Here is a 12,171-nt window from a genome sequence, read left to right as displayed (position 1 = left end):
CGCTTTCGAAAGCAATCGTGCTTCATTTTGCAGCCATACGGCCGCACGAGGATTTGCGATCACGGACAGTGTGCCTCGCCACATACCCCGGAGCCGGACCCGCGCCTCTTCGGTGCACGGCAAGGGGTTGCATTCCATAAGGAAATGTCAGCCGGGCAGGCCGGTGCGAAAACCACGGCCTGCCGCGGGACAGGGGTATCCGTCTCGAATCCATCCCCACCGCCGGGCAGCCGCGGAGATGCCGGGCCTTCAGCCGTCCGTGCGCCCGCCCAGGATTTCCTCGGCGCTGAACTTGTAAGTGCGGCCGCAGAACTCGCAGGTGACGCTGACCTTGCCGTCGTCCTGGATCATGCCGCGCCGGTCCTCGCCCGAGAAGGCGGCGAGCACGCCCGACACCCGCTCACGCGAGCAGGAGCAGTGCGCCATCATCGCCAGCGGATCGAACACCCGCACCCCGCGCTCGTGGAACAGGCGGAAGAGCAGCCGCTCGCTGGAAAGCTCGCGGTCGATCAGCTCCACGTCCTCCAGCGTGCCCACCAGGGAGCGCGCCTCCACCCAGGCGTCGTCCTCATCCGTGGCGTGGGTCGCCATGCCCTCGGGTGCATCGCCCGGCCCGAGGTCCGCCATGCGGGAGCGGGAGGCATCCTGCGGCAGGAACTGGGCGAGCAGACCGCCCGCGCGCCAGCTGGAGGCGGCGCCGCCGGCCTTCATCTCCTCGCCCACGGCGAGGCGCACGCGGGTCGGGATCTGCTCCGACTGCTGGAAATATTCGTGCGCCGCCGCCTCCAGCCCGGTCCCGTCCAGCGCCACCACCCCCTGGTAGCGGTTGGTGGAAATGCCCTGGTCGATGGTCATGGCGAGGTGCCCACGCCCGAGCAGCGCCGCCGGAGAGGTCTCGTTGCGCCGCTCGGCCTCGGCGAGGCGCTCGGCGTCGAAGCGGGCATAGGCGCGGATCTTGTCGGGGCTGACGAAGTCGGCCACCACCATGTCCACCGGACCGTCGGTCTGCGTCTGCAGGATGAAGCGGCCGTCGAACTTCAGCGACGAGCCGAGCAGCACGGCGAGGGTCACCGCCTCGCCCACCACGCGCTTCACCGACGCCGGGTAATCGTGATGCGCGAGCACGGCGTCAAGGGTCGACCCCAGCCGCACCGTGCGCCCGCGCAGGTCCAGGGCATCCACCTGGAAGGCGGTGACGATGTCGTCCTGCGCCGCCGCCCCGGCCGCCGGCCGCTTCGTGCCGCGGGCTGTCTCGCCGCTCATAGGCTCTCCTCGGAACGATCGGCCGGGCGATCCGCCCGGGCCAAGGTGACAGGAACCGCGGGAGCGGGGCGCATGGGCACCACCTTCCCCCGGGACCTGTCCTGAGGCCACAGACATATACACGGTCCGGCTTGTTTCAACCCGGCCCGCCTTCGCCCGATGCTTCCCGGCGGATGCGACCCGCCGGGACCGCCTCACGCCCCGGCGGCGTTGAAGCACCAGGCGAGGATGCCCTTCTGGGCATGCAGCCGGTTCTCGGCCTCGTCGAACACCACCGATTGCGGCCCGTCCATCACCTCGTCGGTCACCTCCTCGCCCCGGTGGGCGGGAAGGCAGTGCATGAAGATGGCGTCTTTGTCGGCGCGGGCCATGAGGGCGGCGTTCACCTGGTAGGGCTTCAGCAAATTGTGGCGGCGCTCCGCCTCCTTGTCACCCATGGAGACCCAGGTGTCGGTGATGATGCAGTCGACGCCATCCACCGCCTCCTCCGGGTCGCGCATGAACTTCACCTTCGCCTTGGTGCGCTTGACGAAGTCCTTCAGCGCCTGGCGCGGCGCCAGCTCCTTCGGGGTCGCGACCCGCATGGAGAAATCGAAGCGCTGGGCCGCATGCACCCAGGAGGCGAGCACGTTGTTGGCATCCCCGGTCCAGGCCACGGAGCGGCCCTGGATCGATCCCTTGTGCTCCTCGAAGGTCAGCACGTCCGCCATCACCTGGCAGGGATGGGAGATGCGCGTCAGCCCGTTGATCACCGGCACGGTGGCGTAGTGGGCGAGCTCGGTGAGGTCGTCATGGTCCAGGATGCGGATCATGATGGCATCGACGAAGCGCGAGAGGACACGGGCGGTGTCGGCGATGGTCTCGCCGCGCCCGAGCTGCATCTCCTGGCCGGTGAGCATGATGGTCTCCCCGCCCAGCTGCCGCATGGCGAGGTCGAACGACACGCGGGTGCGCGTGGATGGCTTGTCGAACACCATGGCCAGCGTCTTGCCGGCGAGCGGCCGGTCCACCTCGCCGGCCTTGCGCCGGGCCTTGAGGTCCTTGGAAAAATCCAGAACCCGGCGCAGTTCTTCGGCCGGGATCTCGGACAAGTCGAGAAAGTGGCGCACGCCGTTCCCCTTCATTCCGCCGCCCCCTTCACCGGAGCGGCGACGAGGCCCTCCTCGATGCGCCGGCAGGCGGCTTCGATCTTCTCCACGGCGATGCCCACGTCTTCCTCGCTCACGATGAGCGGCGGCAGGAGCCGCACCACGTTGTCGCTGGCTCCGGGCGCGAGCATCCCCTCCTCGCGCAGGGCCGCGATCAGGTCGCCCGCCGGCACGTGGGCCTTGATGCCGAGCAGGAGCCCCTGGCCGCGCACGTCGGCGACCACCGCCGGATGGCGGTCCTTGATCTCGGCGAGGCGCTGGAGAAGGCGGGTGGACATGGCGTTCACATGATCGAGGAAGCCGTCCTCGAGCACGATGTCGAGCACCGCATTGCCCACCGCCATGGCCAGCGGGTTGCCGCCATAGGTGGAGCCGTGGGTGCCAAGCGTCATGCCCTTGGCCGCGTCCTCGGTGGCGAGGCAGGCGCCCATGGGGAAGCCGCCGCCGATGCCCTTGGCCACTGCCATGATGTCCGGTGTGATGCCGACCCATTCGTGGGCGAACAGCTTGCCGGTGCGGCCCACGCCGGACTGCACCTCGTCGAGCACCAGCAGCAGGCCCTTGTCGTCACAGAGCGCGCGCAGGCCCTTGAGGAAGCCGGACGGCGGCACCCGCACGCCGCCTTCGCCCTGCACCGGCTCCACCAGGATGGCGCCGGTCTGCGGCGTGATCGCCGCCTTGACCGCGTCGAGGTCGCCGAACGGCACCTGGTCGAAGCCGGGCATTTCCGGACCGAACCCCTCCAGGTACTTGGCGTTGCCGCCGGCGGCGATGGTCGCCAGCGTGCGGCCGTGGAAGGCGCCCTCGAAGGTGATGATGCGGTTCTTCTCCGGATGGCCGCTCACATACTGGTATTTGCGGGCCATCTTGATGGCGCATTCCAGCGCTTCCGCACCGGAATTGGTGAAGAACATGGTGTCGGCGAACGTGACGGCCTTCAGCCGCTCGGCGAGGCGCTCGCCGCCGGGAATGCGGAACAGGTTCGAGGTGTGCCACAGCTTCTTCGCCTGCTCGGACAGCGCCTCGGCGAGATAGGGGTGGGCATGGCCCAGCACGTTCACGGCGATGCCGCCGGTGAAGTCGAGGAAACGTCGCCCGTCCGTCGTGACGAGCCAGCAGCCCTCTCCCCGCTCGAATTCGAGGTCGATGCGCGCATAGGTCGGCAGAACGGCGGTAATCACGATATTCCTCCTGAAAGGGTATGCCTGCCCTTCGAGGTGACACGGGTTGACGAACGAAACGCGACACCGGCCCCGAATGGGGACCTGCGCCGCAAACTAAAAAAGGCCGCCCAAGCGGGGGCGGCCCGACGCCGGGATTCTAATGATCACGCGCCCGAGGTCAACTGATGCGCCGCTTTCGACCGCGGCATCCGCCCGCGCGCAGCGGCCGACACGGCGGCGTGGTTTTAACGAAGCCTTAAGGAGCTGGGGAAAACGGCCTTGACGCCGTCGGCGACTCTATATTGCGCACCAGCCATATTGTAGGTTCTACCTCGTGAGCCACGACATGTCGTGCTCCAGAGACGTCAGGGACGATTTCCAGGGACTTGAGCCGGGCCCCACCCGCGCGCATGGAGCGTGCGGGAGCGTTGGGGGAGTCCGGCGGCGAGCACCATCCGCGTAGAGCGCGTGCGGAGCCCGGCCCCTTGTATCGCGTTGCTTCGGCATTCGGCACGGCGGGTGCGGCCCGGCGGCTCCGGATCACGCCACGGCGACGGCGAGGCGACCGCCCGGCGCCGGTAGGAAACCGGTGTCGGCGGCATCAGATGCGGCAAATGGAGAAAGAGCGATGAGCTGGAACGACGAGCGCGTCGAACTCTTGAAGAAGCTCTGGAGCGAAGGCCTCTCCGCGAGCCAGATTGCAAGTGAGCTCGGCGAGGTCACCCGCAATGCGGTGATCGGCAAGGTGCACCGGCTCGGCCTGTCCGGACGGGCCAAGACCGCCCCCGCGCCGACCCGCCCCCGCGCCAAGACCGGCCGGCCCGAGGGGCAGGAGGCGCGCCCGCAGCGGCCCGCCACCATCGGCAACACGGCGCTGGCGCAGGACCTGGAGGAGGCACCGGAAGAGGCACCGGCGCCCGCCCCCCAGGTGACGGACAACGTGCTGCCCATGGCGCAGCGCTGCACCATCATGAACCTGACGGAATCCACCTGCCGCTGGCCTCTGGGCGAGCCGGGCACGGACTCGTTCCATTTCTGCGGCGGCAAGAGCAATCCGGGCATGCCCTATTGCGCGGCCCACGCCCGCATCGCCTACCAGCCGGTGCAGGACCGCCGGCGCGACCGGCGCCTCGCTTATCTCTGAGAGGCGGTCGGGAAAGGGTCGACGCAGGGTCGATACGGGGTCATGGCCATCCCGCCGTCATGGCCGGGCTTGTCCCGGGCATGACGGGCCTGTGGCCAACGGGATCGGGATCGCTGTCCGGATGGTCTCCGGGGGCGTGCCGGGCGCATGCCGCTCGGCAACGAGAGGCGGAAAGTCGCCCGTCAGTCCGCGAGCCCGAGGGTCGGGACGGCGCGGCGCTCCAGAACGTCGCGAATGGCGGCGACCAGATCTTCTTCCTTCACCGCGAACTGGGCCGGGCGGGCGGCGCGGTATTCCGCATTGTCGGCGATGGAGGCCGCGATCTTCGCCCCCTCCACCAGATCCTTGATCTGCACCTCGCCGGCGAGCTTCTCGTTGGACCCCTGGATGATGACCGCCGGCGCCCCACGCTTGTCGGCGTATTTCATCTGCGCCTTCATGCCGGCGCCGCCGAGATACATCTCGGCCCGGATGCCGTTGGCGCGCAGGTCCGCCACCATCTTCATGTAGTCGGCGATGCGGGCGGGCTCCTTGTCCATGGCCAGCACCACCACCGGACCCAGCTCCGCCTCGGCATCCATCTTGCCGAGGAAGGCCAGCGCAGCCAGCAGGCGCGAGACCCCGATGGAGAAGCCGGTGGCCGGCACCTTCTCGCCGCGGAAGCGGGCCACCAGGCCATCATACCGGCCGCCGCCCGCCACCGAGCCGAAGCGCACCGGGCGGCCGTCCTCATCCTTGATTTCAAACGTCAATTCGGCCTCGTAGACCGGGCCGGTGTAATATTCGAGGCCGCGCACCACGGATGGGTCGATCCTCACCCGGTCTTGGTAGCCGGCGGCCGCGACCAGGGCGGCGATGTCGCGCAGCTCCGCCATGCCTTCGAGGAAGGCGGCGTTGGAGACGAGCGCCGCCGCCAGCTCCACGTCGCCGTCGAGCTCCACCCGCACCCCGTCGGCGTCGGCGGTGAGACCCGCGCCGGTGAGCATGGCCAGCACCACCGCGCTCTGGCGCGGATCCAGCCCCGCCCCCTTGGTGAAATCACCGCTCTCGTCGCGCCGGCCGGCCCCGAGCAGGAGCGCGACGCCCTCCACCCCGAACTTGTCGAACTTGTCGACGGCCCGCAGCACGGTGAGGCGACGGCCGAAATTCTCCTCGCCGCCGAGGCCGATGGCCTCCATCACCCCGTCCAGAACCTTGCGGTTGTTGACGCGGATCACATAGGAGCCGCGCGGTACTCCCACCGCCTCCAGCGTGTCGGCCGCCATCATGCAGATCTCCGCGTCGGCGGCCACCGAAGGGGCGCCCACCGTGTCGGCGTCGAACTGCATGAACTGGCGGAAGCGGCCGGGGCCGGGCTTCTCGTTGCGGAACACGGTGCCCGCCCGATACGAGCGGTAGGGCTTGGGCAAGGCGTCGAAATGCTCGGCGACGTAGCGGGCGAGGGGCGCCGTCAGGTCGTAGCGCAGGGACAGCCACTGCTCATCGTCGTCCTGGAAGGAGAAGACGCCCTCGTTGGGCCGGTCCAGGTCGGGCAGGAACTTGCCCAGCGCATCGGTATATTCGAACGCCGGGGTCTCCAGCGCCTCGAAGCCGTAGAGCTCGTAGACGGCGCGGATCTTCTCCAGCATGGCGCGGGTGGCGGAAAGCTCCGCGCCGGTGCGATCGGCAAGGCCGCGGGGAAGCCGCGCCTTCGGCTTGAAGTCTTTCGCCATGGAAATGTGTGCGCCCGTTTCGGTCTGAAATGGAATGGCGCGTCTTAGAGGACGGGGGCGGCAACGGCAAGGATGAGGGCCGCGGCGGCTGCCCTCTCGGCCCCCCTCGGCCGCCGGGCGGACGAGGAGAAACCTCGGCCGTGCCGGGGGCACCCCGCCCCCGTGACCTCAGCCCTTCACGTAGACCCGGGTGCCCAGCGGCACGCGCTCGTAGAGGTCGATGATGTCCTGGTTGAGCAGGCGGATGCAGCCGGAGGACACCTGCTGGCCGATGCTCCACGGCTCGATGGTGCCGTGGATGCGGAACATGGTGTCGCGGTCGCCGTCATACAGATAGAGGGCGCGCGGGCCGAGCGGGTTGGTCTCACCGCCCGGCAGGCCGGCGGCGACGGGCCCGTAGCGGGCCGGCTGCAGGCGGACCATGTTGGCGGTGGGCGTCCAGTGGGGCCACTTTTCCTTGCGCTTGATGGTGGCCCAGCCCTTGAAGGAATAGCCCTGCTTGCCGACGCCGACGCCATAGCGGATGGCCTTGCCGTCGCGCCCGATGAGATAGAGGAAGCGCTCGTTGATATCGACGACGATGGTGCCAGGCGCAGTGCCGGACGGCGCCGGGACTTCCTGGCGCAGGAAGCGCGGATCGACCTCCGAGAGGTCCACCTCGTCCACCGGGAAGGGCTCGCCGTCCACCGGGCCGTACATCAAAGCCGCGCGGCCGAGCGGCGCCGGGGGGGCGTTGGTGACGCAGGCCGCGAGCGCCAGCGGCGCGCCGAGGACGAACAGGCGCCGGGCGACGAGGGGGCCGTCAGACGCGGCGGCCGCCCGGGCAGCCTTGTTGAACACGTTGGGAAACAACACCTTCGGGAACATCGGGGCCATGTTCTGTCCACTCGGAACGATACGATTACCGACGCGTATCAACGCCCGGCACGGGGCGACGGTTTCGTCCCGCGGTCTGGCGCATTCAATCGTGATCAGGTGGCGTTAAGGTTAACGCCGCGCCGCCGGTGTCGATCGGAACCTCGGCCGGCAGCGCGACTGCAAGAGCCGTCTACCACCGATGCTGCACTGCGGGGGTGGCCTTTGCGCCACACGGCTCCGCAGATCGACATCGCGAAAATGTGAAAGGAGCGCTCCCGGTCCGCCGCCGATGCGCTTGCCTGCGGCACTCGCGGGGTGACCCGGCTTCCGCGCCGGGATGGGGCGGCATATTGTCATATGCCGCTGGCTGGACCTGGCATCGGCCGGCGGCGCGGCCGGAGCCGGCGCGAGCGCCCGCCTTGCCTGCATCCGCGCCCGAACCTGGAGATCGCCGTGGCTGGATCCGCCGAGTTGCTTCTGTCCGGCCCGCTCCTTGCCGACGGTGCCATCGAGACCCGCCTGATCTACGAGTTCGGCCTGCCGACGCCGGATTTCGCCGCCTTCGTCCATCTCTTCTCCGACACCGGCCGGGCCACGCTCGCCTCGATCTATCGGGGCTACCTGGAGATCGCCGCGGAGAGCGGCCTGCCCATGCAGGTGGGCACGCCGACCTGGCGGGCGCATCCCGATGGCCTGGCGCGGCAGGGCTTTTGCGCGCCGGGCGACCTCGCCTGCGTCAACGCCGCCGCCTTCGAGCTGCTTGCAGGGCTGCGGGCCGAACTGGGCCTCGAAGGGCGCGTGCTCATCGCCGGCGTCATCGGCCCGCGCCGCGACGGCTACGACCCGGCCGGCGCGCCGGATACGGCGGAGGCGGAGGCCTATCACGGGGCGCAGGCGCGCACCCTCGCCGCCCTCGGGGTGGACCTGCTCTATGCGCCGACCTTCGCCAGCGCGCCGGAGCTGGAGGGCGTCGCCCGCGCCTGCGCCGCCACCGCCCTGCCCTACGCCCTCGCCCCGGTGGTGGACGAGGCCGGCCGGATGCCCGACGGGACCGCCCTCGCCGACGCCGTGGCGCGGGTGGATGAAGGGGTGACCCCGCCGCCGCGGCATTTCCTGCTCGGCTGCGTCCATCCCGCGCGGGTGGACCAGGTGGCCGGCGCCGGGGCCCTGCCCGGCCATCACCGCGTCGCCGGGGTGAAGGCCAATGCCGCCGACCTGCCGGCGGAGGAGCTGAACCGGCTCGACCGGCTGGCGGGCGACCCGCCGGAGGCGTTCGCCCGCGCCATGCTGGGCCTGCGGCGGCACGGGCTCACGATCTTCGGGGGCTGCTGCGGCACCACCGACGCCCATATCCGCGCCCTCGCCCACGGCATGAAGGCCGAGGGCTGGGCCACGGGCGAAGCTCCGGCCTGACCCTGGCGAAATCCCGACGGCGCCGGGATCGGTCTCAGATCCCCTCGCCGAGATTGACGAAATCGGCGATCAGCCGCGCATCCGGCCGATGGGGCGCGAGCGAGGCGCGCGACAGGTGCTCCACCAGGCGGTGCACCTGCGCGGAAATCTCCGGCACCGCGGTCACCTCCCAGAAGGCCGGCCGGGTGAGCGGGCCGAGGGCGTACAGCCAGTCGGACGCCTGGCCGTAGCGGTCGAGCACCGCCGCGCCGCGCGTCTCGAGGCCGAGGCCCAGGGCGTCGGGGACCACCCGGCCGGCCTCCCTGAGCCCGGCAAGCGGCGCCACGGCAAGGCCGGCGAGGTCCGAGCGGGGCCCGGTGCAGTTGACCACCCGCGCCACCTCCAGGCCGAGGGCGCGGGCGCTGCCGCGCCGGCGCACGCTCACCGCCACCCCGCCCGGCACCCGTTCCAGCCCGGCGATGCGCCCGGCGACCACGCTGAGCTGGCCCGACGCGGCGAGCGCGCCGAGACGGTCGGCGAGCCGCGGCGCCATGCGGTGGCGGTGGATGTCCCAATAGGTGCGTCCGTGGCGCAGGAACCGCTCCCGCGCGCGCTGCGGCCAGGCACTCCACACCAGGGCGATGGAGGGGCGCACCGCATCCATCACCCGCTGCCACGGCACCCCTTGCTCCGCCGCCCGCGCCACCGCCGCCCGGATGAGGCGCAGGGCGGCGACGGGATCGGAGGCCTCCGCCGGATCGAGGAACGGCTCGAAGGTGCCGCCCTTGACGTGGGCGTGGGGCAGGAGGCCATGGCGGGAGACCGCGTACAGCGGTCCCTTGTGCCCGTGCCCGGCGAGCCTCAGCGCCACGTCCACCATGGTGAGGCCGGAGCCGATGAGCAGGATGGGCGCGTCCGCGGGGAGCGCGGGGAGATCCTCCCAGCGCCATGGGTCGGGCACGAACAGCGGGCTGTCGTAGATGCCGCCGTCGCGGCAGCGGGGTGGCTTCGGCGGAAGGTTGCCGGTGGCGAGAACCACGTGGCTGCCCTCGATCCGGCGCCCGTCCGCCAGCACCACCGAGGGCACCGGGCGGTCGAGCACCGTCATCACCTCGCCGCGCACCCGGCGCAGCCGACCGCCGCTGGTGGCCAGGGCATCGTCGAGCCGCGCCGCGAGGTAGGCGCCGAACAGGGCCCGGGGCACGAAGGCCTGGGCGAGATCGCCGCCGGCCTCGGCGAGCGCCTCGGACAGATCGGCGCCGCTGCCGGCGAGCCACTGGGCGAAGGTGGGCTTCAGGCCCACTTCCATGCGCGCCACGGGCACGTTGAGCAGGTGGCAGGGATCGCACGCGCCGTAGGCGAGGCCCGGCCCCGCCACCCGCTCGCGCTCCACCAGCACCACGTCGAACCCCGGCGCGGCGGACGCGGCGAGGGCGAACAGGGTTCCCGAGAAACCGCCGCCCACCACGATGATGGACTTGCGCCCGTCCCACACGTTCAGCATGTCGGGTCCTCCTCGCCGGCCGGGCCTCAGGACGCCGAGGCCCGGCGTTCCTGCGGAACAATGGTGTTGCCGATGATTTCGCCGAACGGCCCGCGATGGTTGGTCACCGCCTTCGGGCTGCGGGTGCCCGGCGCCAGCGGCAGCAGGGGCAGCACGCTCTCGGCGAAGCGGTAGGCCTCCTCCAGATGCGGATAGCCGGACAGCACGAACGTGTCGATGCCGAGGGCCATGTATTCCTTCATGCGCTCCGCCACCGTCTGCGGGTCGCCGACGAGGGCGGTGCCGGCGCCGCCGCGCACCAGGCCGACGCCGGCCCACAGGTTCGGTGCCACCTCCAGCTTGTCGCGGCGCCCGCCGTGCAGGGCGCTCATGCGGCGCTGGCCTTCCGAATCCATGCGCGCGAATACCGTCTGCGCCTCGGCGATGGTGGCGTCGTCGATGTAGCGGATGAGGTCGTCCGCCGCCGCCCAGGCTTCGCGCGCCGTGTCGCGGACGATCACGTGCAGGCGGATGCCGAACGTCACCTCGCGGCCCACCGCGGCGGCACGGGCGCGGATGTCCCTGATCTTCTCCGCCACCTGCGCGGGGGCTCGCCCCAGGTGAGATACTTCTGTACCTGCCGGGCCGCCACCTCGTGCGCCGGGGCCGAGGAGCCGCCGAAGAACAGCGGCGGGTGGGGCTGCTGCACCGGCGGATAGAGCAGCCTGCCGCCCTCCACCTGCAGGTGCTTGCCGGTGGAGGTAACCTCCTCGCCCTTGAGCAGGCGGGTATAGATGTCGAGGAACTCGCGGGTGATCTCATAGCGCTCGGCATGGTCGGCGAAGAAGCCGTCGCCCTTGTTCTCCACCGGGTCGCCGCCGGTCACCACGTTGATGAGGGCGCGCCCGCCCGAGATCCGGTCCAGCGTCGCCGTCATGCGCGCGGCCACTGCCGGGGAGAGCAGGCCCGGCCGCACCGCCACCAGCAGGCGCAGGCGCTCGGTGAGACCGGCGAGGGCGGAAGCGACGATCCAGCTGTCCTCGCAGGAGCGCCCGGTGGGGATGAGCACGCCGTAATAGCCGAGCTGGTCCGCCGCCTGGGCGACCTGCTTCAGATACGGCAGGCTCACCTCGCGCGCGCCGTGCGACGAGCCGAGATAATGCCCATCGCCATGGGTGGGCAGGAACCACAGCACGTTGGCTTCGCTGGCGGCGGGCAGGGGCGGATTGGCGGCGATCACGGACATGGAGAGGCTCCGGCTCTGGGGATGTCGGCGTGGCGGGAGAAGGCGGCACCGTAGTTAGTCAATAATTTTGATAGAAGTTATTGATTATTTTCCGCCGGCCTGTCTATCCTTTTCTCCGATCCGCCGCCTCCGGAGTGTCCCGGAGGTCTCCCCAGGCCCGCGCGATGCCTCCTGCCGGCACCAGCGTTCCGCCCCGCGAAGGCTCCCCGATGAACGCACACGCTTCCCTCACCGCCGCCGTCCGCGCATCCGAGCTGCCGGACGGCGCGCTCGCCTTCCGCGCCGCCATGCGCAAGCTCGCCGGGGCGGTGAGCGTGCTGACCGTCGGCCAGGGCGAGGCGCGCACAGGGCTGACCGCCACCTCGGTCACCTCGCTCTCGGTGGAGCCGCCGACGCTCCTCATCTGCGTGAACCGCGCGGCCTCCTCGGCGGCGCCGCTGCTGAAGGAGCGGGCCTTCGCCATCAACGTGCTGCGGCCGCACCACCAGGATGTCGCCGACCGCTTCGCCGGCAAGGGCGGGCTGAAGGGGCCGGAGCGCTACCAGGGCGCGGACTGGACCCGGCTGGAGACCGGCGCGCCGGTGCTGGCCGACGCCCTCGCCGCCTTCGACTGCGAGCTGGAGGACGCCATCGAGCGGCACTCCCACCTGATCGTCATCGGCCGGGTGGTCGCCTCCCGCATCACCGAGAGCGCCGAGCCGCTTCTCTACTGGGCCGGCGACTATCGCGGCCTCGCCCTCTGATCCCGCCCGCACTCCCAGC

At 70.7% G+C, this 12,171-nt stretch carries 9 protein-coding genes and 1 pseudogene; 3 read left to right on the top strand and 7 right to left on the bottom strand.

The window, feature by feature from the left end:
* Nucleotides 1-249: 249 nt before the first annotated feature.
* From EZH22_RS13100 to EZH22_RS13090, 3 genes are all read right to left on the bottom strand, one after another.
* Nucleotides 250-1,263, bottom strand: coding sequence for an Hsp33 family molecular chaperone (locus EZH22_RS13100; protein ID WP_203196031.1), 1,014 nt, complete (start codon nt 1,261-1,263; stop codon nt 250-252).
* Between the two features lie 194 nt (nt 1,264-1,457).
* A complete protein-coding gene (gene argF / locus EZH22_RS13095) occupies nt 1,458-2,387 on the bottom strand; it encodes an ornithine carbamoyltransferase (protein ID WP_203196030.1) in 930 nt (309 codons plus the stop codon).
* Nucleotides 2,384-3,592 carry an aspartate aminotransferase family protein gene (locus EZH22_RS13090; protein WP_203196029.1) on the bottom strand — a complete coding sequence of 403 codons (1,209 nt, stop codon included), beginning with the start codon at nt 3,590-3,592 and terminating at the stop codon, nt 2,384-2,386. Before EZH22_RS13090 ends, argF begins: the two co-directional genes overlap by 4 nt.
* A gap of 610 nt (nt 3,593-4,202) precedes the next feature.
* Here EZH22_RS13090 and EZH22_RS13085 point away from each other — a divergent pair.
* Nucleotides 4,203-4,718 carry a GcrA family cell cycle regulator gene (locus EZH22_RS13085; protein WP_203196028.1) on the top strand — a complete coding sequence of 172 codons (516 nt, stop codon included), beginning with the start codon at nt 4,203-4,205 and terminating at the stop codon, nt 4,716-4,718.
* 182 nt (nt 4,719-4,900) lie between these two features.
* Here EZH22_RS13085 and hisS read toward each other — a convergent pair whose 3' ends face one another.
* Both hisS and EZH22_RS13075 read right to left on the bottom strand, forming a co-directional pair.
* The gene (gene hisS, locus EZH22_RS13080) at nt 4,901-6,430 is read right to left on the bottom strand and encodes a histidine--tRNA ligase (protein ID WP_203196027.1); all 1,530 of its coding nucleotides are present in this window, start codon (nt 6,428-6,430) and stop codon (nt 4,901-4,903) included.
* A 168-nt stretch (nt 6,431-6,598) separates the two neighbouring features.
* Nucleotides 6,599-7,306 carry a L,D-transpeptidase gene (locus tag EZH22_RS13075; RefSeq protein ID WP_231711454.1) on the bottom strand — a complete coding sequence of 236 codons (708 nt, stop codon included), beginning with the start codon at nt 7,304-7,306 and terminating at the stop codon, nt 6,599-6,601.
* A 435-nt stretch (nt 7,307-7,741) separates the two neighbouring features.
* On the opposite strand from EZH22_RS13075, the gene EZH22_RS13070 reads away from it, so the two are divergent.
* A complete protein-coding gene (locus tag EZH22_RS13070; protein WP_203196026.1) occupies nt 7,742-8,701 on the top strand; it encodes a homocysteine S-methyltransferase family protein in 960 nt (319 codons plus the stop codon).
* Between the two features lie 34 nt (nt 8,702-8,735).
* Here the strand turns inward: EZH22_RS13070 and EZH22_RS13065 are convergent, their stop codons facing one another.
* Both EZH22_RS13065 and ssuD read right to left on the bottom strand, forming a co-directional pair.
* The gene (locus tag EZH22_RS13065) at nt 8,736-10,184 is read right to left on the bottom strand and encodes an FAD/NAD(P)-binding protein (protein WP_203196025.1); all 1,449 of its coding nucleotides are present in this window, start codon (nt 10,182-10,184) and stop codon (nt 8,736-8,738) included.
* A 26-nt stretch (nt 10,185-10,210) separates the two neighbouring features.
* A pseudogene (gene ssuD / locus EZH22_RS13060) lies at nt 10,211-11,409 on the bottom strand (FMNH2-dependent alkanesulfonate monooxygenase).
* 209 nt (nt 11,410-11,618) lie between these two features.
* Between ssuD and EZH22_RS13055 the strand changes: the two are divergent.
* Nucleotides 11,619-12,152, top strand: a complete 534-nt coding sequence (locus EZH22_RS13055; RefSeq protein ID WP_203196024.1) for a flavin reductase family protein — start codon at nt 11,619-11,621, stop codon at nt 12,150-12,152.
* The last annotated feature ends 19 nt before the right edge of the window (nt 12,153-12,171 follow it).

The sequence above is a fragment of the Xanthobacter dioxanivorans genome (genome assembly GCF_016807805.1).
GTDB classification, from domain to species: Bacteria; Pseudomonadota; Alphaproteobacteria; order Rhizobiales; family Xanthobacteraceae; genus Xanthobacter; species Xanthobacter dioxanivorans.
This window is presented reverse-complemented; position numbering and strand designations above follow the sequence as displayed.